The sequence below is a fragment of the Streptomyces sp. NPDC051214 genome, assembly GCF_040682375.1.
In the GTDB taxonomy this organism is placed as follows: Bacteria; Actinomycetota; Actinomycetes; order Streptomycetales; family Streptomycetaceae; genus Streptomyces.
Genome location: NZ_JBFBAT010000006.1, coordinates 65037 through 91560 on the forward strand (window position 1 = coordinate 65037; position 26524 = coordinate 91560).

Sequence of the window (26524 nt, forward strand, 5' to 3'; positions counted from 1 at the left end):
GGCCTCGCCCGCTAGCTCTGGTTGAAGAAACCGTCCGTCGGACGGCTCGTGGCCTCCCCGTTGACGATGTGCGTGTCGGCGGGGGTGAGCAGGAAGACCCGCGTCGCCACGCGCTCGATGGAGCCGCGCAGTCCGAAGGTCAGGCCCGCCGCGAAGTCCACGACGCGCTTGGCGTCGCCGGGCTCCATCGACGTGAGGTTGATGATGACCGGGACGCCGTCCCGGAAGAGCTCGCCGATGCCGCGCGCGTCCCGGAAGCTGTCCGGGGTCACGGTCCCGATCCGGCGCCCTTCCTCTTCGGCGGCCTCGGCGACCACCCGCACCCGCGGGTCGGTCACCCAGGCTTCGCCGGGCCCCTCGGCCCCGTCGTCGTCGTAGCCGTCGTAGTAACGCTCGTCATTGTTGTTGTCGTCGACGAGGCCAAGCCAGGCACTCGCCTTGCGCACCGATCCCATGGACGCCTCCTCTCACAGCGGGCTTTCTGCGTTCCCTGTCCCCATGTTCGTCCATGATGCGGATAGTGCGCCAAGTGGATAGTCGCCGCGCGGGGTTTTCGTGACGGTACTGGTGCAGAGTCAACACGCCGTGACGCGTGATTCCCCAAGGGTGCGGCTGTGTACGGCTGCTGACAGTGAGTGAAATATGATTTCTCACGGCGTATGGGTGACGACCGGTGCGTACGGGTGAACGGACCCCTCGATACGATGCCCGAGTTGATCGAAGACAGGCTCACGGGGGAGTCGCATGTTCGGAATCGTCAGGCCCTGCAGCCATCGTCTGGGCGAAGGGCTCAAAACGCAATGGATGGCGCACCTCTGCGGTCTCTGCCTCGCGCTGCGCGGTGATCACGGGCAGTTCGCCCGCGTCGTGACGAACTACGACGGCCTGATCATCTCGGTTCTGACGGAGGCTCAGGCCGAGAAGTCGACCGGTTGGCGTCGCACCGCCGGCCCCTGTCCGCTGCGCGGCATGCGCACCGCGTCCGTCGCGCAGGGCGAGGGAGCGCGGCTCGCCGCCGCGGTCTCGCTGGTGCTCGCGTCGGCGAAGGTGCGCGACCACGTCGTGGACGGGGACGGCCTCTTGGCGCGCAGGCCGGTGGCCGCCGCCGCCCGCAAGGTCGCACGGAGCTGGGACCGGGCCGGCGCCCGCACCGGCGCCGACGTGGGATTCGACACGGCGGTCCTGCTCGACGCCGTCGAACGGCAGGTCGGCATCGAGGGCTTGGCGGGCCCCGGCACCTCCCTGCTCACGGTCACCGAGCCGACCGAGACCGCGACCGCCGCCGCCTTCGCGCACACCGCCGTCATCGCGGGCAGGCCGGGCAACGCCGAGCCGCTTGCCGAGGCCGGGCGGCTCTTCGGCAGGCTCGCGCATCTCCTGGATGCCGTGGAGGACAAGGAAGCTGACGCCGCGTCGGGCGCCTGGAACCCCCTGACGGCCACGGGCACCGGCCTCGCCGAGGCCCGTCGCCTCGCCGACGACGCCCTGCACGGCATACGCCTCGCGCTGCGCGACGCCGAATTCACCGACGGCAAGCTCGCCCACATGCTGCTCGCGCACGAGCTGGGGCGGTCGGTGGACCGTGCCTTCGGGACCGACGCGTGCGGACACACCCACGAGGTGACGGCCCATCAGGGCGGCTCCTTCGGACCACCGCCGGGCGGACCCTACGACCAGCAGGGCGGGGCCTACGGCAGCGGCAATCCGTACGGGGGCGGCAATCCGTACGGAGGCGGGGTGCCCGGTGGACCGGTCGGTCCCGGTGGCCCTGTCGGTCCCGGCGGTCCGGGTGGGCCCGGTGGGTTCGGGGGCGGGCCCGGGTTCGAGCCGCAGCCGCCGAAGCCGGGCAAGCGCGGCTTCTGGGCGGGATGCGCGGTCGCCATCGGGCTCTGCTGCACCTGCAAGCTGTGCTGCGCCGATTCGTACGAGGGCCCCTGGTCCCGCAAGAAGCGGGAGGGCTGCTGCACCAACTGCGGCGACAGCGGATGCTGCTCCTGTTGCGAGTGCTGCTCCTGCTGCGACTGCGGTCTGTAGACGCGACCGATGTGGCCGTCCAGCGACCGATGGGACCGTCCGGGTTCTCGCGAGCCCGTGTGGAAGGGTTGATCACATGACCACGGACGCATCGACGGACGCAGCACGCGACTGGAAGCACTGGCACGAGCAGCGGACCCGGACGGTGTCCGCGCCCTACGGCCCGCTCTCCCTCACCGGCACCCACTGGCTCGCCGATTACCCGGATGGATCGCTTCCGGACATCCCCGGGCGCTGGACCGAGGCGGGCGACGAGATCGTCCTGACCGCCGGGGCAGGGGACGGGCTCACCCTGGACGGGCAGCCGTTCAGCGGCGAGGCCCGCCTCACCGCCGACCCCGGCCCGGTCGCCGAGGCCCGCGTCGGGTACGGCGACCGCCGCCTGGTCGTGCTGCGCCGCGAAGGCCTGTGGGCGGTACGCGACTTCGACCCGGAGTCCGCCACGCGCCGCGCCTTCCAGGGCATCGAGGCCACGGAGTACGACGGCCGCTGGGCGGTGCCGGGGCGGTTCACGCCGTACGCCGCCGAGAGCACCATCGACGGGGTGCGCACCGTCCGGGTCGGCAACGCGGACGGGGTGGAGCGGGGGCTCGGTCTCGGCGGTGAGCTGGCCTTCGACCTGGCCGGAAAGAACCACACGCTCCAGGTATCGGTGGAGGGCGACGGCTCGCTCTGGGCGGTCTTCGCCGACGCGAGCAGCGGGGTCTCCAGCTACCGGTTCCGGTTCCTGCGGCCCGCCGCTCCGGACGCGGAAGGGCGCACGACGGTGGACCTCAACCGCGCGCTTCTGCCCCCGTGCGCCTTCGCCGACCACTTCATCTGCCCCTTCCCGCCCCCGGGGAACACCCTCGACGCCGACATCGCCGCGGGAGAGCGGAACCTGCTCGGCGGCTGACCCGTCAGAGGCAGGCCGATGGGCCGAGCCCCGGTGGCGTACGACAGACATGTCAGCCGTCGGGGCCGTCGCCGTGCACCCCGCCGACGGCCGAAAGGCGCCCTTGTGCGCGGTGTCCGTGGCCCGAATACTCCCGAGCAGCGCTTGTCAGGGGCACGGCGTAACCGGAATCCGGCTTGCCTCTTGTCCATTGGCTGCGCCTCACGGGCCCCAACCCACCGGGCCCACTGACTTCCCCTCGGGAGGAACAACAAGTGAGGAACAAGCGCACCACCCCCCGCAGCGGCATAGCGAGACGTACTCGTCTGCTCGCCGTGGCCACCGGACTCGTGGCCGCCGGCGCGCTCGCCGTCCCCGCTGCGAACGCCAATGACGTCACCACCTTCAGCTCGGCGCAGCTCACCAAGGCGAGCGACGCGGTGCTCGACGCGGATGTCGCAGGCACCGCATGGAGCGTCGACAAGGCGACGAACCGGCTGGTCGTCACCGCCGACAGCACCGTCTCCAAGGCCGAGATCGCCAAGATCAAGGAGGCGGCGGGCGGCAACGCGGGCGCCCTCAAGGTCGAACGCACTCCCGGCAAGTTCAGCAAGCTGATCTCCGGCGGCGACGCGATCTACGCGTCGAGCTGGCGCTGCTCGCTCGGCTTCAACGTCCGCAGCGGCAGCACCTACTACTTCCTCACCGCCGGTCACTGCACCGACGGTGCGGGCACCTGGTGGTCCAACTCCGCGAAGACCACGGTGCTCGGGACCACGCACGGCTCCAGCTTCCCGACCAACGACTACGGCATCGTCAGGTACACCAACGCCGGTGTCACCAAGTCGGGCACGGTCGGCAGCCAGGACATCACCAGCGCGGGCAACCCCACCGTGGGCCAGACCGTGACCCGGCGCGGCTCCACCACCGGCACCCACAGCGGCAGGGTCACCGGCCTGAACGCGACCGTCAACTACGGCGGCGGTGACATCGTCTACGGCATGATCAAGACCACGGTCTGCGCCGAGCCCGGCGACAGCGGCGGTCCGCTCTACGCGGGGTCCAAGGCCCTTGGCCTCACCTCGGGCGGCAGCGGCAACTGCTCCTCGGGCGGCACGACCTTCTTCCAGCCGGTCACCGAGGCACTGAGCCGGTACGGCGTGAGCGTCTACTGATCCACCACGTGGGTCACTGACCTCGTGTACGGCCAGTTCGCAGCCAGCAGCTGAGGAGAGCCCCCGTCCGGCAGTCCGGGCGGGGGCTCTCTCCTGTCTCCCGTCTCCCTTTGTGCGCCCCGCGGCGCTACCTTCGAAGTGCACGCCCAACACGCCCAATTCGGACCCTGGGGGCCGGCATGGTCGAGGAGCTGGTGGCGGCGGGAGTGGCCGTCGGATGTGCCGGAGCGGTCTATGTGATGGTCGCGGCGCGTGTGGTCAAACAGTACGAACGGGGCGTGGTGCTCCGGCTCGGGAAGCTGCAGCGTTCGGTGCGCAGCCCCGGATTCACGATGATCGTGCCGTTCGTGGACCGGCTCCGCAAAGTGAACATGCAGATCGTCACGATGCCGGTCCCGGCGCAGGACGGCATCACCCGGGACAACGTCACGGTGCGCGTGGACGCGGTCATCTACTTCAAGGTGATCGACGCGACCGAGGCCGTCATCCAGGTGGAGGACTACCGCTTCGCGGTCTCGCAGATGGCGCAGACGTCGCTGCGTTCGATCATCGGCAAGAGCGATCTGGACGATCTGCTCTCCAACAGGGAGAAGCTCAACCAGGGCCTGGAGCTGATGATCGACTCTCCCGCGGTCGGGTGGGGCGTGCAGATCGACCGCGTCGAGATCAAGGACGTGTCCCTCCCCGAGACGATGAAACGCTCCATGGCGCGGCAGGCCGAGGCCGACCGCGAGCGGCGGGCCCGCGTGATCAACGCGGACGCCGAGCTGCAGGCCTCCAAGAAGCTGGCCGAGGCGGCGCACCAGATGTCGGAGGAGCCGGCCGCGCTGCAACTGCGGCTGCTCCAGACCGTGGTGGCCGTCGCCGCCGAGAAGAACTCGACCCTCGTCCTGCCTTTCCCCGTGGAACTCCTGCGTTTCCTGGAGCGGGCCCAGCAGGCGCAGCAGCCGGCACAGCAGCCGGCCGCGACCGGGGGCGAGCCTCCCGTCACGGTCGCCGAAGCACCCGCCGCGGTGACCGAATCTCCCGTCGTCGCGCTGCCGGATTTCGGTGCTCCGGATCCAGAAGCCGGTGAACGGGACGCGCCAGGAGCGTCGAAAACCGGACAGGACTAGTCCTTACCCGCTGCCGATCACTCGCTCGCAGGCGGTGTTTGCAGCGGGAACCGACGTGGTGAGACCGGCGCCGGTGAAGACCAGGGGGGCGCACGGTGTTTGTCGCGTGCGCGTCCTGAAGTAGACCTTGTGTGCTACCTGGCGACATCGGGATAGTGGGCCGCACCCCTTGGCATGGACGCGGCTTTCGCAGCGTGTGCGTCTCCGTGCCGGTACGCCTTCCGGCCCCCAGGTCCCCACACCGAACGGGCCGACCCCCCACAGGAGGACGTGAGTTGAAGCACCGACGCATATCCAAGCGACGTGCCGCCGTGGCAGGTGCGGGCATCACCGCACTGATCGCCGCCGGAATCACCTTCCAGACTGCGAACGCCAGTGAGAGTGCCCCGACCCCCACGCCGGACACCCTCTCGGTCGCGAAGGCCGGAAAGCTCGCCTCGACCCTCGGCAAGGACCTCGGTCTGGACGCGGCAGGCTCGTACTACGACGCCAAGGCCAAGAACCTCGTCGTGAACGTCCTCGACCAGAGCGCGGCCGACGCCGTCGAGTCGGCGGGAGCCAAGGCGAGAGTCGTCGAGAACTCGCTGGCCGAGCTGAAGAGCGCCCGTACGACGCTGAGCGACAAGGCGTCCATCCCCGGCACCTCGTGGGCGGTCGACCCGGCCACCAACAAGGTCGTCGTCACGGCGGACCGCACGGTCAAGAGCGCCGACCTCGACAAGCTCGGCGCGGTCGTGAAGGGGCTCGGCTCCAAGGCCGAACTCCAGCGCAGCAAGGGGGAGTTCAAGCCCTTCATCGCAGGTGGCGACGCCATCTGGGGTGGCGGCGGCCGCTGCTCGCTCGGCTTCAACGTGGTCAAGGACGGTGCCCCGCACTTCCTGACCGCGGGCCACTGCACCGAGTCGATCACCAGCTGGTCCGAGGAGCAGGGCGGGCCTGTCATCGGTGAGAACGCGGGCTCCAGCTTCCCGGACAACGACTACGGCATCGTCAAGTACAGCGGCGACACCGCGCACCCGAGCGAGGTGAACCTCTACAACGGCTCGTCGCAGGCCATCACCAAGGCGGGCGACGCGACCGTCGGCCAGAAGGTGCAGCGCAGCGGCTCGACCACGCAGCTGCACGACGGCACGGTCACCGGTCTCGACGCCACCGTGAACTACGGCAACGGCGACATCGTCAACGGACTCATCCAGACCGATGTCTGCGCCGAGCCCGGTGACAGCGGCGGCGCCCTCTTCGCGGGGGACACCGCGCTGGGTCTCACCTCCGGCGGCAGCGGCGACTGCAGCGCCGGCGGGGAGACGTTCTTCCAGCCGGTGCCCGAAGCGCTGAGCGCCTTCGGCGCGGAGATCGGCTAAATCGCGGCCGGGAGTAATGGGCAGGGTTGGGGCCGGACCTCTTTGGGGGTCCGGCCCCTCTGCGGGTCGTACGTGGCTGGGCGCGCAGTTCCCCGCGCCCCTACGGGGCGCTGCTAGCGCTTCGGCCAGTACCACAGGGGCTCGTCCAGGAGGCTCTCTCGGCCCGCCACCTGTGTCTGCCCCGACTCCTTGAGCAGTTCTATGGAGTTCACGTCGATCCGGTGGCGCATCGCGCCCTTGGCGACCGCGTCCGCGAGGGGCTGGGCGTGGGTCACCAGGACGATCTGCGTGTCCTTCGTGGCGGTGAGGATCAGGTCCGCGAGGGGGCGCAGGAGGTCGGGGTGCAGGCTCGTCTCCGGCTCGTTCAGGACGAGGAGCGAGGGCGGCCGGGGCGTGAGCAGGGCGGCGGTCCACAGCAGAAAGCGCAGTGTGCCGTCGGACAGTTCGGCCGCTCCCAGGGGGCGGTTCAGTCCGCGCTGGTGCAGCTGGAGCTCGAAGCGTCCCCCGCTGTCGACGATCCGCACCCGGCTGCCCGGGAAGGCGTCGTCCACCGCGGCGTCGAGCGCCGCCGGGTCGCCGATCTCGCGGATGGTCTGGAGCGCGGCGGCCAGGTCGGCGCCGTCATGGCCGAGGACCGGCGTACGAGTGCCGATGCGGGCGGCGCGGGCCGGCGCATCGGCGTCGGTGCGCACGTGGTCGTAGAACCGCCAGGAGCGGATCAGTTCGCGCAGCCTGAGCAGGTCGGGGGCGAGCTGCGGGTCGGCCAGCTCGCCGAGCATGCTGTCGTACGGCCTGATGCCCTGGGTGCGGTGCCAGCCGCCGTCGGCGGTGCGGGTGCGCACGGCGGGGCCCGCGCGGTCGCAGAGCAGCGCGGCGGGGCGCAGCACGGGTCCGGCCCAGGTGCACTCGCGCTTGATCTCCGGGTCCAGGTTGAAGAGGGAGGGCTCGGCGCCGGCGCCCGAGGTGGGGATCGGATGGCCGAAGTCCACCGCGTACCCGAACGCGTCGCCGGCGAAGCCGAGTCGGAGGCTGGTGGCCTCCGCCTTCGCCGGGCCTGCCCACAGGGCCGAGGGGAGGCCGCCCTCGCGGGCCAGGGCGGAGACCGCGCCGCCCCGTGCGGAGTCGGCGAGCAGTCGCAGCGCGCGGTACAGGCTCGACTTGCCGGTGCCGTTCGCGCCCGTCACGACGTTCAGCCGGTCCAGCGGGACGATCAGTTTGCGCAGGGAGCGGTAGTTCTCCACGGCGAGAGTGGTGATCATCGCTCAAGCCTCGCACCCGGGTCTGACAACGCCCGGGGGAAGCGGGCCTTCACCGGCGGTGGGCGCCGGAGTCCGTGTGCGTCTCCGGGTCCTCCATCGCCGGCCGCTGACCCGGCTGGCGGTCTCCGCGCAGCGCGGACATGACCAGGGTGACGACGGTGCCGAGGACCGCCCAGGCGGCGAGCACCAGCATCGGTCCGGTGATCGCGTTGCCCTTGAAGTACGCGATGGAGCGGGCCACCCAGGTGCCGGCGCCCGGCGGCAGCCAGGGGCCGATCTCCTTCCAGAACGGCGGCAGCATCGGCAGCGGGAAGGCGCCGCCCGCGCTCGGATTGCCCGCGATCACCACGAGCAGGACGGCGAGGCCGATGCCCACGATGCCGGTCAGCGACTGCAGGGCGAGCGTGATCATGCCGACCGAGAAGACGACGAGCGAGCCGAGGCCCCACAGGCCCATGATGCTGCCGGGCAGGGCGCCGAGGATCGGCCCGATGATGAGCGCGCCGCCCAGACCGCCCGCGATCGAGTAGAGCGCCATGACGCCGGTCCTGATCAGGGCGCGCTGGCGGTTGGTGGCACGGGCGCCCGCGCTGATCGCCAGGATCGACGCGCACAGGTAGCCGCCGACGCACCAGCCGACGACCAGGTAGAAGGACGAGAGCCCGTCGAAGTCCTTGCTGGACGCCGGGGCCACGTCCACGGTCTTGACCGTCCGCTTCTCGGCCCCTTCGACCTCGGTGGCGATCTTCTCCAGGGCGGTGGCGAGGACGGTGCCGCCGCCCGAGCCGACCAGGAGGGTGTCGGTGGTGCCCCGGGGATCCACGATCAGGGCGCCGTCGATGTCGCGGTTCATGATCTGGTGCCGGGCGGCGGCCTCGTCCTTGACCACGCGCGGGTCGAGCGGGTCGCCGGGGAGTTTCCCGAGCTTGTCCGAGGTCTCCTGGGCCGCGGGTCCCGGAGCGACGACTCCGAAGGGCACGTCCTTCGGCTTCGGGTCGTGCAGGGCCCCTACGTAGGAGGCGATGAACAGCAGCTGCAGGGCCAGTACACCGATGACCAGCAGGGCTGCTCGCGGGGTGACGGCGCTCTTCAACTCATCGGTGAAACTCATGCCCCCCACGCTCCGTGCCCCTTGGCGTTCCCGCAGGTGGGCGGGGCCGAATGGGCGAAGGGGGGTGCGGTTCGGCTCGACCGTCGGTCGGTCGTCGCACACGCGTTCGAAAGTTGGTCTATGGTGGAGGCGGGGGATGTGAGGTCGGATCGGTTCAGGGTTTCAGGAGGTGCGTGTGCCCGGGTTCACGCATCTGCGCACCGTCTCCGGGTTCTCCCCGCGGTACGGGGCCTCGCACCCGGAGCGGCTCGCCGAGCGCGCCGCCGAGCGGGGCATGGACGCCCTCGCGCTCACCGACCGGGACACCCTCGCGGGGGCCGTCCGGTTCGCCAAGGCCTGTGCGAAGGCGGGGGTGCGGCCGCTGTTCGGGGCCGAGCTCGCGGTGGGGGAGCCGGCATCACCGCACGACGCGCGGCGGCGGACCCCGGTGCGCGGAGGCGCCTTCATCGACGAGTCGACCCCCCGCGTGACCTTCCTCGCCCGCGACGGCGCCACGGGCTGGGCCGCGCTGTGCCGCCTGATCACCGCCGCGCACCGGAGCGGCGATGGCCGGCCCGTGCTCCCGTGGGAGGAGAACCACGGCGACGGCATGACCGTGCTGCTCGGCCCCGCCTCCGACGTGGGGCGCGCGCTCGCCGCCGGGCGCCCCGACCGGGCCGCCCGCCTCATCGCACCCTGGCGCGAGCGCTACGGGGACGCGCTGCGCCTCGAGTCCGTGTGGCACGGCCGCGAAGGCGCCGGGCCCGGGTCGCTGCGGCTCGCGGCCCGCACCGTCGGCTTCGCCGCCGAGCAGGGGGTGCGTCCCGTCCTGAGCAACGCCGTCCGCTACGCCGATCCGGGCATGGGCCCGGTCGCCGACGTGCTCGACGCCGCGCGCCGCCTGGTCCCCGTCGACCCGACCAAGGAACTCGACAGCGGGGAGCGGTGGTTGAAGGGCGCCGACGCCATGCTGGGCAACGCCGAGCGGATCGTGGAGGCGGCCGGTTTCCGCCGTGACACCGCCCGCCGTCTCGTCGAACAGACCCGCTCGGTCGCCGCCGAGTGCCTCGTCGACCCCCAGGAGGACATCGGCATCGGCTCCGTCCGCTTCCCCGAGCCGCACCTGGTGGGCGCCGGTCGCCGCAGCGCGCAGCGCGTGCTCGCCTCGCGTGCGGCGGCGGGGATGGTGCTGCGGGGTTACGACGGGCGCCGTGAGTACTGGGAGCGGATGCACCACGAGCTGGACATCATCGCCCACCACGGCTTCGCCTCCTACTTCCTCACCGTGGCCCAAGTGGTCGACGACGTACGCGACCTGGGCATCCGGGTGGCGGCGCGCGGCTCGGGCGCCGGGTCCCTGGTCAACCACCTCATCGGCATCGCGCACGCCGACCCCGTCGAGCACGGCCTGCTCATGGAGCGGTTCCTCTCCACGCGGCGGGCCGTCCTGCCGGACATCGACATCGACGTGGAGTCGGCCCGCCGCATCGAGGTCTACCGCGCGATCATCGACCGCTTCGGCGCCGAACGGGTCGCGACCGTCGCCATGCCCGAGACCTACCGGGTCCGCCACGCCATCCGCGACGTGGGCGCCGCCCTCTCCATGGACCCGGCCGAGATCGACAAGATCGCCAAGTCCTTCCCGCACATCCGCGCGCGCGACGCCCGCTCGGCGATGGAGGAACTGCCCGAACTGCGGGCGGTGGCCGGGGAGTCGGACAAGCACGGCCGCCTGTGGGATCTTGTCGAGGCCCTGGACGCGCTGCCGCGCGGGGTCGCCATGCACCCGTGCGGGGTGCTGCTCTCCGACGCCTCGCTGCTCGCGCGTACGCCCGTCATGCCCACCAGCGGCGAGGGCCTGCCCATGTCCCAGTTCGACAAGGACGACGTGGGGGACCTCGGGCTGCTCAAGCTCGATGTGCTCGGCGTGCGGATGCAGTCGGCGATCGCGCACGCGGTGGGGGAGGTCGAGCGGGCCACGGGTGAGCGGGTGGACGTGGACGCGGCGCCGCCGGACGACCCGGCGACGTATCAGCTCATCAAGTCCACCGAGACACTGGGCTGTTTCCAGATCGAGTCGCCGGGCCAGCGTGACCTGGTCGGGCGGCTGCAGCCCGCGACCTTCCACGACCTGGTCGTCGACATCTCGCTCTTCCGTCCGGGACCGGTCGCCGCCGACATGGTGCGGCCCTTCATCGAGGCCCGGCACGGCCGCGCGCCCGTCCGCTACCCGCACCCGGATCTGGCGGGCCCGCTCGAGGAGACGTACGGCGTCGTCGTCTTCCACGAGCAGATCATCCAGATCGTGGACATCATGACCGGCTGCGGACGTGACGAGGCGGACCGGGTGCGGCGCGGGCTCTCCGATCCCGAGTCGCAGGGGCGGATCCGGTTCTGGTTCGCGCAGCAGGCGGCGGCGAGGGGCTACGACGCCGAGACGATCGTCCGGACGTGGGAGATCATCGAGGCCTTCGGTTCGTACGGCTTCTGCAAGGCGCACGCGGTGGCCTTCGCCGTGCCGACGTACCAGTCGGCGTGGCTGAAGGCCCATCACCCGGCCGCGTTCTACGCCGGGTTGCTCACGCACGACCCCGGTATGTATCCCAAGCGGCTGCTGCTCGCGGACGCGCGGCGGCGAGGGGTGCCGATCCTTCCGCTGGACGTGAACCGGTCGGCGGTCGCCCACCGTATCGAACTGGTGTCTGGTTCTGGCTCGGCCACGGACCGATGGGGCCTGCGCCTCGCGCTGGCCGACGTCCACGGCATCAGCGAGGCAGAGGCCGAGCGGATCGAGGCCGGGCAGCCCTACGCCTCGCTCCTGGACTTCTGGGAGCGGGCCAGGCCCGGCAAACCGCTCGCGCAGCGGCTCGCGCAGGTCGGCGCGCTCGACGCGTTCGGCGCCAACCGCCGCGATCTGCAACTGCACCTGACGGAACTCCGGCGGGGCTCGCGGGGTGCGGCCGGGGCCCAACTCCCCTTGTCCGGCGGGCGCGATACGGCACCCGCCGGTCTGCCCGACCTGGACGACGCGGAACGGCTCAGCGCCGAGCTCGGCGTCCTCGGCATGGACTCCTCACGCCATCTCATGGGCGACCACGCCGAGTTCCTCCGGGAGCTCGGCGTGCGGAGCGCCCGCCGCCTGCGGGAGGCCGAACACGGGGCGACCGTCCTGGTCGCCGGCGCCAAGGCGGCCACCCAGACCCCGCCGATCCGCTCCGGGAAACGGGTCATCTTCACCACCCTGGACGACGGCACGGGCCTGGTCGACCTGGCCTTCTTCGACGACGCCCACGAACGGTGCGCGCACACCGTCTTCCACTCCTGGCTGCTCCTGGTCCGCGGAGTGGTCCAGCGGCGCGGGCCGCGCAGCCTCAGCGTGGTCGGCGCCGCCGCGTGGAACCTGGCGGAACTGGTCGAGCTGCGCCAGGAGGGCGGGCTCGAAGCGGTGGGCGCGCGCCTCGCCGAGCCGGGACCCGAGGGGGAGCCCGCCGGGAGTCCGGCGGACGGCGGCCGTCGCATCCGGATGTCCACGGGGTACGAGATGCACCCCTGGGCCGACCTCCGGCCACCCGGCGAACGGGCGGCCACCGGACGGAAGTTGTGGCACCAGAGCCCGGGGAGCGCGGGATGAGCACGCTGTGCGTACGTTTTCTGCTGACGCCCATGTACGAGGCCGCCGTGCCCCGGCTGCTCACGCTGCTCGGCGAGTTCAGCCCTGTCGTCGAGGCCCTGCCGCCCGACGCCGCCCTCGTCGACGTACGCGGAGCGATGCGTTACTTCGGGCGGGACGCCGTCGAGCTCGCCTCGGTCATCCGGGTGCGGGCGCTCGCCCTGTACGGGGTGGACTGCGTGATCGGCGCGGGGCCGGGGCCGATGCTGGCGCGGATGGCCGCACGGGAGGCCGCGCCCGGGGTGACCCGGTTCGTGGGCCCGGGGCCGGACGCCGTCGCGGAGTTCCTCGGCCCGAAGCCGGTCGCCGAACTGCCCGGGGTCGGCCGCGCCACCGCCCGCACCCTCTGCTCGTACGGGCTCGACTCCATCGGCAAGGTGGCCGCCGCGCCCCTGTCCACGCTGCAGCGCCTCGTCGGCGCCAAAGCGGGCCGCGAGCTGCGCGAGAAGGCGAACGGCGTCGACCGCGCCCACGTCGTGCCGAACGCCGCCGCCCGCTCCCTCGCCGCCGAACACGCCTTTCCCCGCGACGAGTTGGACCCCGCACGCCATCGCAGGGCACTGCTCTCGCTCACCGATGAACTGGGCGCGCGGATGCGCGACGAGGACCAGGTCTGCCGCTCCCTGACCCTCACCGTGCGCTACGCGGACCGCTCCACGACGAGCCGCACGCGTGCGCTGCCCGAGCCGACCGCGCACTCCTGCGCCCTGACCGGTTCCGCGTACCGCATGTACGAGGCGCTCGGCCTCCAGCGGGCCCGGGTGCGCGGCATCTCGCTGCGCGCCGAAGGGCTCGCCCCCGCCGAACACGCCGCCCACCAGCTGATGTTCGACCCGGTGGACGACAGGGCCCGCAAGCTCGAGGCGGTGGCCGACCGGGCGCGGGCGAAGTTCGGTCCGGGCGCGATCGTGCCGGGAACGCTGGCGGCGTAGCACCGGGACTCCTCACAGATCCCTGCGTCGCACGGCGAGCACCGTGACGATCACCGCGGCCACCGGCCACGCGGCGAACACGATCCATGCCTCCGTGATGGTCTCCGGGTACTTGGCCGGCGGGTGATCCATCGCGGGGTTCTCGATGAGGGCGTTCCACGCCGTGATCGGCATCGCGTTGCCGAGCTCCTTCACCCACCGGTACGTCTCGCCCTGGAGGAAGGCGGGCACCAGGATCAGCGTCACGAGGGTCGTGACGATGCTGCCGGTGGCGTGCCGGACGAGTGCGCCGACGGCCATCCCCACCAGCGCGCTCAGCGGTACGAGCAGCGCGGACGCCACGACGGCGCGCAGCGCGCCCGGGTCGCCGATCGACAGGCCCCCGTGCTCCCGCAGGATCGCCTGCGTCACGCCGAACGAGGTCACCGAGACGAACGCGCCGAGCGTGGCCGTCACCGCCGTCATGACGACCGCCTTGGCCAGCATCACCGCACGCCGGTCGGGGACGGCCGTGAACGTCGTACGGATCAGGCCGCTGGTGTACTCGCCGAAGACCGCGAGAGCGCCCACGCTGCCCGCGACGACCATGAGGATCTGCCAGGCGGGGTCGACGAACGCGCTGGACAGCGTGTCGAACCGCATCCGCGGGTCCATCGGCGCGGGTGCGTCCCGTTGGGAGAGCCAGTCGAGGTTCGTCAGCGCGGAGTTCACGTCGATCCCGGTGACCACCAGCGCGCCGGCCGCCAGGACCCAGTACGTGGAGCGCAGTGACCAGAGTTTGATCCACTCGGCTGCGACGAGGTCGCGGAAGCGGGCGCGCGGCTCGGTGACCGTGGGGATGGCGAGGGTCGTCATCGCGTCTCTCCTGCCAGGTATTCGACGCTGTCGGCGGTGAGTTCCATGAACGCCTCCTCCAGGGAGGCGGTGCGGGTCGTCAGCTCGTGCAGCAAAAGCCGCTCGCGCAGGGCGAGTTCGCCGATGCGAGGCGCGGGAAGACCGGTGACGGTGAGCGCGTCGCCGTCCGCCTCGACCGAAGCGCCCTCGGCGATCAGCGCGTCCGTCAGCTTCAGGGCGTCCGGCGTCCGCACCGTCACGCTCAGCCGGGTCCCTCGCGCCGCGAAGTCGGTCAGGCTCTCCGCCGCGATCAGCTCGCCCCGGCCGATGACGACGAGCTGGTCGGCGGTGTTCTCCATCTCGGACATCAGGTGGCTGGACACGAAGACCGTGCGGCCCTCGGCGGCCAGGCGGCGGAAGAGCCCGCGCACCCACAACACCCCTTCCGGATCGAGTCCGTTGAGGGGTTCGTCGAAGAGCAGTACCGGTGGATCGCCGAGCAGCGCGGTGGCGATGCCGAGCCGCTGCCGCATGCCCAGCGAGAAGCCGCCGGTGCGTCGCCGGGCCACCTCGGCGAGGCCGACCTCGCGCAGCACCTCGTCGACCCGGGACCGCGGGATGCGGTTGCCGCGCGCCAGGGCGGCCAGGTGCGCCGCCGCCGTGCGGCCGCCGTGCACGTCGCCAGCGTCGAGCAGCGCGCCGACATGGCGCAGGCCGCGCGGCCGGGACGCGAAGGCGCGGCCGTCGATGGTGGCGGAGCCGCCGCTGGGGGTCACCAGGCCGAGCAGCATCCGCAGGGTGGTCGTCTTGCCCGCGCCGTTCGGGCCCAGGAAACCGGTGACCCGGCCCGGCCGCACGGTGAAACTCAGGTCCTTGACGGCGCTCTTGTCGCCGTACCGCTTCGTCAGTTCGTTGACTTCGATCACCTGGACCACGGTGCCGTCCGCCGGGCCGCACGGCATCGGACCGAAGGCCACACCCGCCACGGGCTCCGGTGGCCCACGGGCGTAGGACCGTGGGCCAATACCCCTGCGCGCAAAGGGCACATACGATCGGCGCATGGACATCGACCCAGGTCAGCCCGTGGCCGAGGAGGGGCGCGGCCGGCGCCGGCGCCTGTGGCCGCCGTTGCGCACGGGCCTGGCCTGGAGCGGAGCCGTCGTCTACCCGGCCGTCACGTACGTGACCTTCGACAACGGACAGCAGGGCTTCGACGCCCTGCTGGTCCTCGCGTCGATCGCACTGACGGCCGTGGTCGCCTCGCTCCTCAGGCGCCGGCCACTGCCCGCGCTGGCCTTCCTGCTCCTGGGCGCGGTGACGGCCGGCATGGAGATGCGCACGACCGAGATCAGTTACCTCCAGACGCTGGCCGGGGTCTGCGCCGTCGGCTATCTCGCCGCCACCCGCTCGCGCCGCCTCTCCGTCACCGCGGCCCTCATGACCTTCACCACCCAGGCCCTCACCCTCTTCGCCTTCCCGCCCGACAGCGGCTGCCGGCCCCCCACCCCGTACCGGGCGGACGGCTGCCAGTCCTCGGGCTGGGCCACCAACAACGGCGAGACCGTGGCCTTCGTCGCCGTCGCCCTCATCGCCGCCTGGATGGCGGGCAGTTCGGTCCGCGAGCGCCGTACGCACGCCGACGCGCTGCGCGCCCAGGCCACCGCCCGCGCCGTCACCGCCGAACGGCTGCGCATCGCACGGGAGTTGCACGACATGATCGCGCACAGCATCGGGGTCATCGCCATCCAGGCGGGCGTGGGCAGCCGGGTCATAGACACCCAGCCCGCGGAGGCCCGCAACGCGCTCAGAACCATCGAGGCCACCAGCAGGGAGACCCTCGCGGGGCTGCGCAGGACGCTGGTCGCGCTGCGCAGACCGGAGGCGGGGCCGGACGCGGCGGACGAGGGGCAAGGGCGCGCCCCCGCCGCGTCCGCGGCGCCCCGCGAACCGGCTCCGGGGCTCGCGGACGTCGACCGCCTCGCCGTGGCGGCGCGGGACGCCGGAGTCCGCGCGGAGATCCGGTGGCGTGGGGAGCGCGGGCCGCTGCCCGCCGACATCGACCTGGCCGCGTTCCGCATCCTGCAGGAGGCCCTCACCAATGTCGTACGGCACGCGGGAACGGACGCCTGCCGGGTGACCGTCGACCGGCGGGAGACCGAACTCGCCCTGGAGGTCGAGGACGACGGCCGCGGTGGCCTGCCCGCCGGCACCGGGTTCGGCCTCGTCGGCATGCGGGAGCGCGTCGCCCTGCTCCACGGCCGGTTCACCGCGGGGCCGCGCCCCGAGGGCGGCTTCCGGGTGACGGCGCTGCTGCCGCTGCCACCGCTGGAGTCCCGTACACCGGTGGAGGCCCGGTGAGCGCCCCCGCCGTCAGGGTCGTCCTCGCCGACGACCAGCCCCTCGTCCGTGCGGGCCTGCGCGTCCTGATGGCCGACGACCCCGGCATCGAGGTCGTGGGGGAGGCGGGAACGGGCGCCGAAGCGGTCCAACTGGCGCGCGACCTGCGCCCCGACGTGGTCGTGATGGACATCCGCATGCCCGGCATGGACGGCATCGAGGCCACGCGCCTGATCACGGCGGAGGTGGAGGCGACGCGCGTCCTCGTCCTCACCACCTTCGATGACGACGACTACGTGTACGGGGCGCTGCGCGCGGGCGCGAGCGGGTTCCTGGTCAAGGACATGGCGCTCGAGGACATCCTCGCGGCGATCCAGGTGGTGGCCGCGGGGGACGGCTTGATCGCGCCGAGCGTCACCCGGCGTCTGATCGCGGAGTTCGCCGCGCGGCCCGTGCGGGAGCAGCGGGCCCGGCGGACGGTCGACGGCATCACCGACCGGGAGTGCGAGGTGCTGACGCTGGTCGGCCGGGGTCTGTCGAACGCGGAGATCGCGGCCGAACTCTTCATCACCGTGGCCACGGTGAAGGCCCATGTGGCGCGGCTGTTCGCCAAGCTCGACTCCCGCGACCGGGTCCAGCTGGTCATCATCGCGTACGAGGTGGGGCTGGTCGCGCCGCCGCGGTAGCTGCGCCGGGCGAAGCTGGTCGCGGGGGACCGTGCCAGTGGCTGCTGGAAGTTTTGCCGACGCGTAGCTTCACACTTTTACTACTCGCCCGTAATTTGTCGTGTGCACGGCATCCTGGTGATCCGGATCACAGGGCTCACTCATCGCAACTCCCTTGAGCCGCAAGGAGATCCCACGATGCTGCCCTGGAGACGAGCGCTCAGAGCGTTCACCGCCGCCCTCCTCATGACGCTTCTCGTGACGGGCCTGCTCACCCTCACCCCCACCGCCACCACGGCGACCGCCGCGCCTGCCGCCGCTGCCTCTTCGTCGAGCGGCTGGAACGACTACGACTGCCGGCCGTCCGCCGCTCACCCCCGACCCGTGGTCCTCGTCCACGGCACCTTCGGGAACTCCATCGACAACTGGCTCGTCCTCGCGCCTTACCTGGTGCGGCGCGGCTACTGCGTCTACTCCCTCGACTACGGCCAGCTGCCCGGCGTCCCGTTCTTCAACGGGCTCGGACCGATCGACAAGTCGGCCGTGCAGCTCGACGGCTTCGTCGACAAGGTGCTCGCCTCGACGGGCGCCGCCGAGGCGGACCTCGTGGGCCACTCACAGGGCGGCATGATGCCCCGCCACTACCTGAAGTTCCTCGGCGGCGCGGAGAAGGTCAACGCCCTGATCGGCCTCGCGCCCGACAACCACGGCACCACCCTGCTCGGCCTGACCAGGCTGCTGCCCTACTTCCCCGGCATCGAGGACCTGCTCACCACCAGGACGCCGGCCCTCGCCGACCAGGTGGCCGGATCGCCGTTCCTGACCAAGCTCAACGAAGGCGGCGACACCGTCCCCGGTGTGCGCTACACCGTCATCGCGACCAAGTACGACGAGGTCGTCACCCCGTACCGCTCGCAGTTCCTGAACGGCCCCGGCGTACGCAACGTGACCGTCCAGGACCTGTGCCCCGTCGACGCGTCCGAGCACGTGGCGATCGGAATCCTCGACCGGGTGGCGCACCACGAGGTCGCCAACGCGCTCGACCCGGCGCACGCGACGCCGAGCACCTGCTTCTCCTGAGCCGGGAATCACGACGAGAGCCGCCGCTGACGGGGTCAGCGGCGGCTCACCGTAGGTCCTGCCGGTCTCAGCGGCCGTGGCGCGCCGTGCGACGGCGGGCCGTGCCGAACATGGCCGCGGCGCCGATGGCGAGGGCGGCGGCGCCGCCGATCGCGATGTACGGGGTGGTGCTGTCGCCGCCGGTCTCGGCGAGGTTCTCGTCGGCGGCGACGGGCTTCGCGTCGCCGCCGTTCACCTCGGGCTGGTTGGCGGCGGCGTCGTCACCCGCGCCGGTGTCGCCACCCGCGGCCGGGGCCGCCTCCGTGGCCTCGGCGCCCGTCTCGTGGTCGCTGTCACCGTGGCCGTTGTGCTCGACGGTGGACTTCTCGGCGCCCGCGGCGATGTCCTTCTCGGAGGGCGCGGAGGCGGTCGGGGCCGGAGCCGCGGCCTCGCCGCCGCCGCTGTCCTTGCCGAAGACGACGTCGGAGCAGGTGTAGAAGGCCTCGGGGGAGTCCGAGCGCTGCCAGACCGAGTAGATCAGGTGGCGGCCCGACTTGGCCGGGACCTTGCCGTCGAAGACGTAGTCGCCGTTCTCCATCTTCGGGTCGGCGACGTCGACGAACGGCTTCTCCTCCAGGTCCGACCACTTCAGGGGCTTGGCCGGGTCGTACGAGTCCTTCGTGATGTACAGCTCGAAGGAACCCTTGTGCGGGGCCGTGCCCTTGTAGCGGAAGGTGTGGTTGCCGCCGGACATCTTGCTGGACGGCCAGTCGGCGCGCGGCAGGTCGAGGCCCTTGTACTTGTCGTTGCCCGCGCTGCACAGCTTGCCGTCGGGGATGATCTCCTTCGACTTGCCGGCGGCGTTGGCGATGTTCACGCCGTTCCAGTCATAGAAGGCCTGCGTGCCGCTCGCGGCGACAGCGGCCTTGCAGGCGGCCGACTTCGGGGACTCCGGGCCCTCCTGGAAGCACGCGGAGACACGGCTCACCGGGTCCGTCATCGAACCGTGCGCGGCGGCCGGGGCGGCCGACAGGGCGGTCAGGGCGAGCGGGGCGATGCCGACGGCGGCGATCGCGGCGACCTTGCGGCGTGCGGTCATGAGTGGTTCTCCTCAGCGGCTCTTCTGGGGGGGGTGGGGGACACGAGACGGTTGCGAACGGCCGGTGCCGCCCCCCGATCACGTGCGGCGCCGACGGTTCGTAACCGGCCCGGCGCCGAGAAAACTAGCCGCTGAAATCCCCGGATTCGCCTGCTGGGAGGGGGTGATGGCGATCTTTATGGTGCGGTTAAGGAAGCCCTCAGGCTCCGCTCAGGTCGTGCCCGATTTGACCGCCCTGAAGAGACGCGGAGCGCTACCGCACCCACCGGTACCGCCGCTCCGGCCGCCCCGTCCCCCCGTACCGCAGCGTCACCTCCGCGCGGCCCGTGTCCGCGAAGTACTCCAGGTAGCGGCGGGCGCTGACGCGGGAGAGGGTGCCCTCCTGGGCGCATTCCGTGGCGGACAGGCCCCCGGGGTGGGCCCGCAGCGTCTGCTCGACCAGGTCCGCCGTGTGGGCCGCCAGGCCCTTGGGGAGCTCGCGGGAGCCGGGCGGGCGGGTGCCGAAGATCTGGTCGACGTCCTCCTGGCGCGCCTCGTCCAGGCCGGCGAGGCGCGCCCGCACCGCCGCCACATGCAGCAACTGCTCGCGCAGCGCCGCCTGGTTGAACGGCTTGATGAGGTAGTGCAGCGCCCCGGCCCGCAGCGCCGACCGCACGATCTCCGCGTCCCGCGCGGCCGTGATGAACAACGCGTCAAGCGGCTGCCGGTCCCGGTCGCGTTCCTCGACGGCCCGCAACTCCCGTAGCACCGCGATCCCGTCCATGTCGGGCAGATAGACGTCGAGCAGGATTAGATCGGGGCGCAGCCGCTCCACCGCCGCCAGCGCCTCCGCGCCGCTGTGCGCCACTCCCACCACCGAGAACCCGTCCACCGCGGACACATAACGGCTGTGCAGTTTGGCGACCATGAAGTCGTCGTCCACGACCAGCACCCTTGTCATCGCCGCAGGCTATGGGCGCGACCACAACGACCACAACGTCCGTTGATTCCGGAAGAGAGACAGCTTCTTAACGCGCAGGCAACATGTGGGCCACCTCACAGGAATCCCCGAGGTGTCCCCGAGATGTCCCCGAGGCCTCCCCGTCCCCGCGGACGGCGGCCGGGTTCCCTCCCCCCACGGGGAGCCCGGCCGCACCAACTCCCCGTACCGACCAGGTACCCGACTACGTACCGACAGGTGGTGGCACACGTGCGTCTGCGCACACCCCTTGCCCTGCTCGGGGCCGCGCTGCTCGTGCTCGCAGGGCCGCCGCTGCTCTCCACGGGCAGCGAGGCCGAGACCGGCACACAGATCCCCGGCCTGCGCCTCATGGTCCCCAACACGCCGGGCGGCGGCTACGACATCACCGCCCGCACCGCGGCGAAGAACGCCGAGGACGCCGGACTCACCCACAACATCGAGGTGTTCAACCTGCCCGGCGCCGGCGGCACCGTCGGCCTCAGCCGCCTCGTCGGCGAACACGGCAACGGCAAGCTCGCCATGTCCATGGGCCTCGGAGTCGTCGGCGCGGCCCGCTCCAACGACTCGCCCAAGACCCTCGCCGACACCACCCCGATCGCCCGCCTCACCGAGGAACCGGACGTCGTGGTCGTCGCCAAGGACTCCCCGTACAAGGACATCAAGCAGCTCGTCACCGCCTGGAAGAAGAACCCGGGCAAACTCCCCGTCGGCGGCGGCTCGTCCCCCGGCGGCCCCGACCACCTCGCCCCGATGCTGATGGCGCGCGCCGCCGGAATCGACCCCAAGAAGGTCAACTACGTCCCCTTCGACGGCGGCGGCGAACTCCTCGCCTCGATCCTCGGCAAGAAGGTCGCCTTCGGCGTCTCCGGCGTCGGCGAATACCTGGACCAGATCAAGTCGGGCGAGCTGCGCCTTCTCGCCACCACCGGCCCCAAGCGGGCCAAGGGCCTGGACGGACCGACCCTCAAAGAGTCCGGCTACGACGTGAACTTCACCAACTGGCGCGGCATCGTCGCCCCGCCCGGCCTCTCCGACGCCGAACGCAAGAAACTCACCGGCCTGGTCGAAAAGCTCCACGACTCCCCCCAGTGGCGCAAGTCCCTCAAGACCAACGGCTGGGACGACGCCTTCCTCACCGGCGACAAGTTCGGCGACTTCCTGGCCGCCCAGGACAAGAGCGTGGTGTCCGTGCTGAAGGAGCTGGGACTGTGACGACCCCGACCCCCATCCCGACCACCGAAACCCCGCCCGACGACGGCGGAAGCGGCGGCAGCCGCCGAACCTGGCTGCGCGAACACTCCGAACTCGGCGTGTGCCTCATGCTGCTCGCCCTCGGCGCCCTCGTCCTCACCGACGCCCTCACCATGGACGTCGAGATCGCCCAGCGCGGCCCCATCGGCCCCAAGACCGTCCCGATCGCCGTAGGCATCGGACTGTTGGTCGTCGCCGTCATCCTCGCGATCGACGTCCTGCGCGGCGGGCGCGGCGAGGCCGAGGGCGGCGAGGACATCGACCTGTCCGAACCCGCCGACTGGCGCACCGTGCTGCTCCTCGCCGGAGTCTTCCTCGGCGCCGCCGTCCTCATCGAACCGCTCGGCTTCCCCGTCGCGGGCGCTCTGCTCTTCTGGGGCGCGGCGTACGCGCTCGGCAGCCGCCACCTGGACCGCGATCCGCTCATCGCGGCAGGGCTCTCCCTCCTCACGTACGTCGTCTTCAACAACCTGCTCGGGGTGCCGCTGCCCGGCGGTCCCCTGATGGGAGTGCTGTGACATGAACGCCTTCAACTCCCTGATGGACGGCTTCGGCACGGCCCTCACACCCATGAACCTGCTCTGGGCAGCCATCGGCGTGCTCCTGGGCACCGCGATCGGCGTCCTGCCCGGCATCGGCCCCGCGATGGCGGTGGCACTCCTGCTGCCCGTGACGTACGGCCTGGAACCCACCGGCGCGTTCATCATGTTCGCCGGCATCTACTACGGAGCGATGTTCGGCGGCTCCACGACCTCCATCCTCCTCAACACACCGGGTGAGAGCGCGGCGGTGGTGGCCGCCATGGAAGGCAACCCGATGGCCAAGTCCGGCCGGGGTGCACAAGCGCTCGCGGCCGCCGCCATCGGGCACTTCGCGGGCGGCATCATCGGCACGATCCTCCTCGTGGCCCTCGCCCCGAAGGTCGCGGAGCTCGCGGTCGACATCGGGGCGCCCGACTACTTCGCCATCATGGTCCTCGCGTTCATCGCCGTGACGTCGGTGCTCGGCTCGTCCCGCGTACGAGGACTGGCATCCCTCCTCATCGGCCTCACCCTCGGCCTGGTCGGCCTCGACCAGATGACCGGACAGCAGCGGCTGACCTTCGGCTCGCTCCAACTCGCCGACGGCATCGACGTGGTGATCGTCGCGGTCGGCCTCTTCGCGATCGGCGAGGCCCTGTGGGTCGCCGCCCATCTGCGGCGCACCAGCGGCGAGGCGATCCCGGTCGGCCGCCCCTGGCTCGGCAGAGCCGACGTGAAGCGCACCTGGAAGTCCTGGCTGCGCGGCCCGCTCATCGGCTTCCCGTTCGGCGCGATCCCCGCGGGCGGCGCGGAGATCCCCACCTTCCTCTCGTACGTCACCGAGAAGCGCCTGTCCAAGCACAAGGACGAGTGGGGCAAGGGCGCGATCGAGGGGGTCGCGGGCCCGGAGTCGGCATCCTCGGCGTCGGCGGCGGGCACCCTGGTCTCCATGCTGACGCTGGGCCTGCCCACGACGGCGGTGGCGGCCGTCATGCTCGCGGCCTTCCAGCAGTACGGCATCCAGCCGGGCCCGCTCCTCTTCGAACGTGAACCGGACCTGGTCTGGGGCCTGATCGCGTCGCTCTTCGTCGGGATGGTCCTCCTCCTGGCCCTGAACCTCCCCCTCGCCCCGGTCTGGGCGAAACTGCTCCGCATCCCGAGGCCCTACCTCTACGCGGGCATCCTCTTCTTCGCCGCGGTCGGCGCGTACGCGGTCGGCGGCGAGGCCCTCGACCTGGTGATCCTGCTGATCATCGGCCTGATCGGCTTCGGCATGCGGCGCTACGGGCTGCCCGTCCTGCCCGCGGTCATCGGCGTCATCCTCGGCCCGAACGCCGAACAACAGCTGCGCCGCGCCCTGCAGATCAGCGACGGCAGTGTAAGCGGCCTGGTCGACACGCCCTTCTCGATCACGGTGTACGCGATCATCGCGCTGATCGTCCTCTGGCCGCTCCTGAAGAAACTGCTGGTGCGAGGCAGGAGCACTGACGTAGACGTAAAGGCATGACCCAGGAGAATCCGGAGAACCGGGAGAACCCGAATAACCCGAAGAACCCCACCACCGTCCGCCGCGCCGTCGCTGCCGACGTTCCCGCCGTGCGGGCGGTGACGGACGCGGCGTACCACCCGTACATCGAGCGGATCGGTGTCGTGCCCGCCCCCATGGGGGCGGATCATGCGGCGGATGTGGCGGCGGGGCGGGTCTTCGTCACCGGGGATCCGGTGGTGGGTGTCCTGGTCCTCGTCCCGCACGAGGACCACCTGTTCCTGGACAGCATCGCGGTCCACCCCGAGGCGGCAGGCCAAGGGGTGGGCCGCGGCCTGCTCGCCTTCGTGGACGAGCGGGCGCGGTCACTGGGATTGGCGGAGGTCCGGCTCTACACGAACGCGCTGATGTGGGAGAACCGAAAGATCTACCCTCGGTACGGCTACGAGGTGGTGGAGCGCAGGGTGGACGGGCCGTACGACCGCTACCACTACCGGAAGAGGCTCTAGCTCGCCCTTCCGCCCCGGGATCTCACCCGTCCGGCCACCAGGTCCGCTGGATGTCCTTGCGGACCTCGGTGCGCTCGCGAGGGCTTTCCCGCTCCTCGGACTTCTCCCGGATCTGCCGATTGGTGGGCTTCCCGACGGTCTTGTGCACGGTCACACGGCGCATGGCTGCCTCCCTGTACTACCGATGTCCAAGGTGGGACGTCTGTAGACCTCTGCCGGGAGGGTTTCTCGTCGAAACCGGATTGTCAGTGGTGAGTGTCACCATCGGCGGATGACGATCGACCGGGACGAGGTCCCGCCCGCGGCCCGCCGCCACAAGGAAGTGGTGGACGTCCACCTGATCCTCCGCCGCGGCGACGAGGTCCTCCTCGCCCGCCGCGCCAACACCGGTTACGGGGACGGCTTGTACAACCTCCCGTCCGGCCACGTCGAGCCCGGCGAGGACGTCCGCACGGCGGTGATCCGCGAGGCCAGGGAGGAGATCGGCCTGACCCTCGCCCCCGACGAGGTCAGCGCCGAACTGGTTCTGCAGCACCGAGGGCCGGGCGAGGAGGCCCGCATCGGCTGGTTCTTCGAGGCGCCCTACGGCGCGGGCGGCGAGCCCTCCAACGCGGAGCCCGAGAAGTGCGACGAACTGAGCTGGCACAGGACGGACGCGTTGCCGGACGACATGGTGGCGTACTGCAGGGCGGCCCTGAAGGCGTGGCACGCGGGGGAGCGCTTCGCCCTGCACTGGCAGGAGGAGGGGGACGCGGTGCGGTTCGAGAGGGGAGGGGGCGAGCGGTTGGTGGCGCTGGCCCCGCCGTCCCGGGGCTGATCAGTTCGGGGCGGCTCCGGGGAGGGGCGGGGAGAGTGGGGCTCCGGTTCGGGCCCGGTGTTCCAAGGTGTCCAGGGCGGCGAGGGCCGCTGAGGCTGCCTCGGGGCCTGTTGTGGTGAGGTTGCTTTGTGCGAACTCGTCCTCGTCCAGGCGGAGGATTGTCTGGCCGTCCGCCGAGCACCACAGGTCCAGGTCCAGGTCTTCCACCGTGAGCGTGGCGCCGTCTCGTGTCGCGGGGCGGGTCACGTCGCAGTACCAGCCCTTCAGGACGCCCGTGGAGGTGCGGACCTCCTTCACGGCGTACCAGCGGTCACGCCAGTAGTGCTCCGTGAAGACGTCGCCCGGCTCGAAGCGTACGAAGCCGAAGTCCCGCACCCCGGCGCCTGCCCACGGTGCGCGGACCGTCACCACCGTGCCGTCGTCCGCGATCACCTCCGCCGGGTAGCGGATCTTGGTGCGGCCCGCCTTCATCAGGACCACCTCCAGCGAGTCAGCTGTGTCACCCGAGGTCTCGGACATGGCGTACCTCCGTCGCGCAGATCTCGTAGCCGAACCAGCTGTTGATCGCCAGCATCGGTTCGTTCCCGGCGTCGTTTCCGGTGAACGCCTCCGTGTATCCGGCGGCCCGCGCCCGGTGCAGGGAGTCGTTCTTGGCGAGCTTGGCGAGACCGCGCCCGCGGAACGCGCGTCCCGTGCCGGTCATGCCGCTCGAGTAGCGCGACGCGTCGTCCGTCTGGGCCAGGGTGAAGGCGGCCGGGCGGCCGTCAACCACGGCCACCGTGGTCAGTTCGCGGTTCACCAGGGGGTGGTTCCAGGTCTCGGCGAGCCAGTGCGCGTAGTCCGTGAACTCCGCGGCCACATCGCTCGGTTCGTCCGCGACGGTCTCCGCGTCCAGGTCGAAGAGGGCGCGCGGGTCGTCCCCGAACGACGCCCCCGTACGCAACTCCACCCCGTCCGGCAGCTCTTGGCGCGGCGGCAGCGGGCCACCGGCCAGGTCGAGGCGCAGGAAGTGGGCCGAGCGGCTCGCGCGGTAGCCGCGTGCGGCGGCGAAGGCGAGGTTCGCGGGCTCGTCGAGCACCCAGGAGTAGACCGTGGTGGCTCCCTCGCCCGCCAGGTACTCCTCCGCCGTCCGCACGATCAGCGAGCCCGCGCCGAGCCCGCGCCGCTTGGGGAGTACGTAGACGTTGGCGAAGCCCTGGCCCGGCTCGGGGCTGTCATGGGCGATGCCCACCTGTGCCGTGCCGATGATCTCCCCGTCGATCTCGGCGACCAACTGGCGGTAGCGGGAGTCGGGATGGGCGTGCGCCAGGTCGAAACGGATCGAATCGGCGGTGGCGAGCATGGCGGGCACACAGGCCCGGCGTACGGCTGCGAACGCTGCGGCGTCCGGCGTGTCACCGGGGCGCAGGGCGCGGACTAGAACGGTCATGGTGCCGCACGCTACGCGCGGGGCGCGCCCGGGTGCCTCTTATTTT

At 71.5% G+C, this 26524-nt stretch carries 24 protein-coding genes and 1 pseudogene; 15 read left to right on the forward strand and 10 right to left on the reverse strand.

Annotated features, from left to right (window positions below):
* Positions 1-11: 11 nt before the first annotated feature.
* A complete protein-coding gene (locus tag AB0M70_RS16890) occupies positions 12-455 on the reverse strand; it encodes a cell division protein SepF (RefSeq protein ID WP_160504177.1) in 444 nt (147 codons plus the stop codon).
* A gap of 289 nt (positions 456-744) precedes the next feature.
* Between AB0M70_RS16890 and AB0M70_RS16895 the strand changes: the two genes are divergently transcribed.
* The 5 genes from AB0M70_RS16895 to AB0M70_RS16915 all read left to right on the forward strand — a co-directional run bounded on the left by AB0M70_RS16895 (position 745) and on the right by AB0M70_RS16915 (position 6559).
* Complete coding sequence (locus tag AB0M70_RS16895; RefSeq protein WP_365820748.1) at positions 745-2034, forward strand: DUF5685 family protein; 1290 nt, start codon at positions 745-747, stop codon at positions 2032-2034.
* 76 nt (positions 2035-2110) lie between these two features.
* Complete coding sequence (locus AB0M70_RS16900; RefSeq protein ID WP_365820749.1) at positions 2111-2929, forward strand: DUF1684 domain-containing protein; 819 nt, start codon at positions 2111-2113, stop codon at positions 2927-2929.
* A 254-nt stretch (positions 2930-3183) separates the two neighbouring features.
* Positions 3184-4083: a S1 family peptidase gene (locus AB0M70_RS16905; protein WP_365820750.1), complete on the forward strand. Its 900-nt coding sequence runs from the start codon at positions 3184-3186 to the stop codon at positions 4081-4083.
* Between the two features lie 179 nt (positions 4084-4262).
* Positions 4263-5198 carry a slipin family protein gene (locus tag AB0M70_RS16910; protein WP_365820751.1) on the forward strand — a complete coding sequence of 312 codons (936 nt, stop codon included), beginning with the start codon at positions 4263-4265 and terminating at the stop codon, positions 5196-5198.
* A 275-nt stretch (positions 5199-5473) separates the two neighbouring features.
* Positions 5474-6559 (forward strand): S1 family peptidase, encoded by a 1086-nt coding sequence (locus AB0M70_RS16915; protein WP_365820752.1) that lies wholly within the window; start codon positions 5474-5476, stop codon positions 6557-6559.
* A 113-nt stretch (positions 6560-6672) separates the two neighbouring features.
* Here AB0M70_RS16915 and AB0M70_RS16920 read toward each other — a convergent pair whose 3' ends face one another.
* The gene (locus tag AB0M70_RS16920; protein ID WP_365820753.1) at positions 6673-7818 is read right to left on the reverse strand and encodes an AAA family ATPase; all 1146 of its coding nucleotides are present in this window, start codon (positions 7816-7818) and stop codon (positions 6673-6675) included.
* A 49-nt stretch (positions 7819-7867) separates the two neighbouring features.
* Positions 7868-8929 (reverse strand): DUF3533 domain-containing protein, encoded by a 1062-nt coding sequence (locus AB0M70_RS16925; RefSeq protein WP_365820754.1) that lies wholly within the window; start codon positions 8927-8929, stop codon positions 7868-7870.
* Between the two features lie 175 nt (positions 8930-9104).
* On the opposite strand from AB0M70_RS16925, the gene AB0M70_RS16930 reads away from it, so the two are divergent.
* Complete coding sequence (locus tag AB0M70_RS16930) at positions 9105-12539, forward strand: DNA polymerase III subunit alpha (RefSeq protein ID WP_365820755.1); 3435 nt, start codon at positions 9105-9107, stop codon at positions 12537-12539.
* Entirely contained in the window at positions 12536-13510 is a 975-nt protein-coding gene (locus tag AB0M70_RS16935; protein WP_365820756.1) for a hypothetical protein, read from the forward strand. Before AB0M70_RS16930 ends, AB0M70_RS16935 begins: the two co-directional genes overlap by 4 nt.
* Positions 13511-13522: 12 nt before the next feature.
* Here the strand turns inward: AB0M70_RS16935 and AB0M70_RS16940 are convergent, their stop codons facing one another.
* Together AB0M70_RS16940 and AB0M70_RS16945 are read right to left on the reverse strand one after the other, a co-directional pair.
* Entirely contained in the window at positions 13523-14365 is an 843-nt protein-coding gene (locus tag AB0M70_RS16940) for an ABC transporter permease (protein ID WP_365820757.1), read from the reverse strand.
* Positions 14362-15270, reverse strand: a complete 909-nt coding sequence (locus AB0M70_RS16945; protein ID WP_365820758.1) for an ATP-binding cassette domain-containing protein — start codon at positions 15268-15270, stop codon at positions 14362-14364. Before AB0M70_RS16945 ends, AB0M70_RS16940 begins: the two co-directional genes overlap by 4 nt.
* Positions 15271-15403: 133 nt before the next feature.
* Between AB0M70_RS16945 and AB0M70_RS16950 the strand changes: the two genes are divergently transcribed.
* From AB0M70_RS16950 to AB0M70_RS16960, 3 genes are all read left to right on the forward strand, one after another.
* A complete protein-coding gene (locus AB0M70_RS16950) occupies positions 15404-16702 on the forward strand; it encodes a sensor histidine kinase (protein ID WP_365820759.1) in 1299 nt (432 codons plus the stop codon).
* Positions 16699-17367, forward strand: a complete 669-nt coding sequence (locus tag AB0M70_RS16955; protein WP_365820760.1) for a response regulator transcription factor — start codon at positions 16699-16701, stop codon at positions 17365-17367. The genes AB0M70_RS16950 and AB0M70_RS16955 overlap by 4 nt, the downstream gene beginning before the upstream one ends.
* Positions 17368-17544: 177 nt before the next feature.
* Positions 17545-18426 carry an alpha/beta fold hydrolase gene (locus tag AB0M70_RS16960; protein ID WP_365820761.1) on the forward strand — a complete coding sequence of 294 codons (882 nt, stop codon included), beginning with the start codon at positions 17545-17547 and terminating at the stop codon, positions 18424-18426.
* A gap of 67 nt (positions 18427-18493) precedes the next feature.
* On the opposite strand, the gene AB0M70_RS16965 is transcribed toward AB0M70_RS16960, so the two are convergent.
* Both AB0M70_RS16965 and AB0M70_RS16970 read right to left on the reverse strand, forming a co-directional pair.
* Positions 18494-19504 (reverse strand): lytic polysaccharide monooxygenase, encoded by a 1011-nt coding sequence (locus AB0M70_RS16965; RefSeq protein ID WP_365820762.1) that lies wholly within the window; start codon positions 19502-19504, stop codon positions 18494-18496.
* 253 nt (positions 19505-19757) lie between these two features.
* Entirely contained in the window at positions 19758-20444 is a 687-nt protein-coding gene (locus tag AB0M70_RS16970) for a response regulator (RefSeq protein ID WP_365820763.1), read from the reverse strand.
* 249 nt (positions 20445-20693) lie between these two features.
* On the opposite strand from AB0M70_RS16970, the gene AB0M70_RS16975 reads away from it, so the two are divergent.
* From AB0M70_RS16975 to AB0M70_RS16990, 4 genes are read left to right on the forward strand one after another with little or no spacing between them, the layout of a single operon-like run.
* Positions 20694-21677, forward strand: coding sequence for a tripartite tricarboxylate transporter substrate binding protein (locus AB0M70_RS16975; RefSeq protein WP_365821129.1), 984 nt, complete (start codon positions 20694-20696; stop codon positions 21675-21677).
* A 14-nt stretch (positions 21678-21691) separates the two neighbouring features.
* Complete coding sequence (locus AB0M70_RS16980) at positions 21692-22234, forward strand: tripartite tricarboxylate transporter TctB family protein (RefSeq protein WP_365821130.1); 543 nt, start codon at positions 21692-21694, stop codon at positions 22232-22234.
* 1 nt (position 22235) lies between these two features.
* Positions 22236-23744, forward strand: a complete 1509-nt coding sequence (locus AB0M70_RS16985) for a tripartite tricarboxylate transporter permease (protein ID WP_365820764.1) — start codon at positions 22236-22238, stop codon at positions 23742-23744.
* A complete protein-coding gene (locus tag AB0M70_RS16990) occupies positions 23741-24232 on the forward strand; it encodes a GNAT family N-acetyltransferase (protein WP_365820765.1) in 492 nt (163 codons plus the stop codon). Before AB0M70_RS16985 ends, AB0M70_RS16990 begins: the two co-directional genes overlap by 4 nt.
* A 22-nt stretch (positions 24233-24254) precedes the next feature.
* On the opposite strand, the gene AB0M70_RS16995 is transcribed toward AB0M70_RS16990, so the two are convergent.
* Positions 24255-24395: a hypothetical protein gene (locus AB0M70_RS16995; RefSeq protein WP_363210756.1), complete on the reverse strand. Its 141-nt coding sequence runs from the start codon at positions 24393-24395 to the stop codon at positions 24255-24257.
* A 147-nt stretch (positions 24396-24542) separates the two neighbouring features.
* On the opposite strand from AB0M70_RS16995, the pseudogene AB0M70_RS17000 reads away from it, so the two are divergent.
* Positions 24543-25049 (forward strand): annotated as a pseudogene (locus AB0M70_RS17000) (NUDIX domain-containing protein); the annotation flags it as partial.
* On the opposite strand, the gene AB0M70_RS17005 reads toward AB0M70_RS17000, so the two are convergent.
* Entirely contained in the window at positions 25050-25568 is a 519-nt protein-coding gene (locus tag AB0M70_RS17005) for a DUF402 domain-containing protein (protein WP_365820766.1), read from the reverse strand. It abuts the pseudogene before it with no gap.
* A complete protein-coding gene (locus AB0M70_RS17010) occupies positions 25549-26478 on the reverse strand; it encodes a GNAT family N-acetyltransferase (RefSeq protein WP_365820767.1) in 930 nt (309 codons plus the stop codon). Before AB0M70_RS17010 ends, AB0M70_RS17005 begins: the two co-directional genes overlap by 20 nt.
* Between the last annotated feature and the right edge of the window lie 46 nt (positions 26479-26524).

Coding starts and splice junctions, on each gene's coding strand:
- AB0M70_RS16925 (WP_365820754.1), bottom strand. CDS start 8,929: ATGAGTTTCACCGATGAGTTGAAGAGCGCCGTCACCCCGCGAGCAGCC.
- AB0M70_RS16950 (WP_365820759.1), top strand. CDS start 15,404: ATGGACATCGACCCAGGTCAGCCCGTGGCCGAGGAGGGGCGCGGCCGG.
- AB0M70_RS17010 (WP_365820767.1), bottom strand. CDS start 26,478: ATGACCGTTCTAGTCCGCGCCCTGCGCCCCGGTGACACGCCGGACGCC.
- AB0M70_RS16960 (WP_365820761.1), top strand. CDS start 17,545: ATGCTGCCCTGGAGACGAGCGCTCAGAGCGTTCACCGCCGCCCTCCTC.
- AB0M70_RS16970 (WP_365820763.1), bottom strand. CDS start 20,444: ATGACAAGGGTGCTGGTCGTGGACGACGACTTCATGGTCGCCAAACTG.
- AB0M70_RS16940 (WP_365820757.1), bottom strand. CDS start 14,365: ATGACGACCCTCGCCATCCCCACGGTCACCGAGCCGCGCGCCCGCTTC.
- AB0M70_RS16890 (WP_160504177.1), bottom strand. CDS start 455: ATGGGATCGGTGCGCAAGGCGAGTGCCTGGCTTGGCCTCGTCGACGAC.
- AB0M70_RS17005 (WP_365820766.1), bottom strand. CDS start 25,568: ATGTCCGAGACCTCGGGTGACACAGCTGACTCGCTGGAGGTGGTCCTG.
- AB0M70_RS16985 (WP_365820764.1), top strand. CDS start 22,236: ATGAACGCCTTCAACTCCCTGATGGACGGCTTCGGCACGGCCCTCACA.
- AB0M70_RS16995 (WP_363210756.1), bottom strand. CDS start 24,395: ATGCGCCGTGTGACCGTGCACAAGACCGTCGGGAAGCCCACCAATCGG.
- AB0M70_RS16910 (WP_365820751.1), top strand. CDS start 4,263: ATGGTCGAGGAGCTGGTGGCGGCGGGAGTGGCCGTCGGATGTGCCGGA.
- AB0M70_RS16895 (WP_365820748.1), top strand. CDS start 745: ATGTTCGGAATCGTCAGGCCCTGCAGCCATCGTCTGGGCGAAGGGCTC.
- AB0M70_RS16935 (WP_365820756.1), top strand. CDS start 12,536: ATGAGCACGCTGTGCGTACGTTTTCTGCTGACGCCCATGTACGAGGCC.
- AB0M70_RS16920 (WP_365820753.1), bottom strand. CDS start 7,818: ATGATCACCACTCTCGCCGTGGAGAACTACCGCTCCCTGCGCAAACTG.
- AB0M70_RS16900 (WP_365820749.1), top strand. CDS start 2,111: ATGACCACGGACGCATCGACGGACGCAGCACGCGACTGGAAGCACTGG.
- AB0M70_RS16990 (WP_365820765.1), top strand. CDS start 23,741: ATGACCCAGGAGAATCCGGAGAACCGGGAGAACCCGAATAACCCGAAG.
- AB0M70_RS16965 (WP_365820762.1), bottom strand. CDS start 19,504: ATGACCGCACGCCGCAAGGTCGCCGCGATCGCCGCCGTCGGCATCGCC.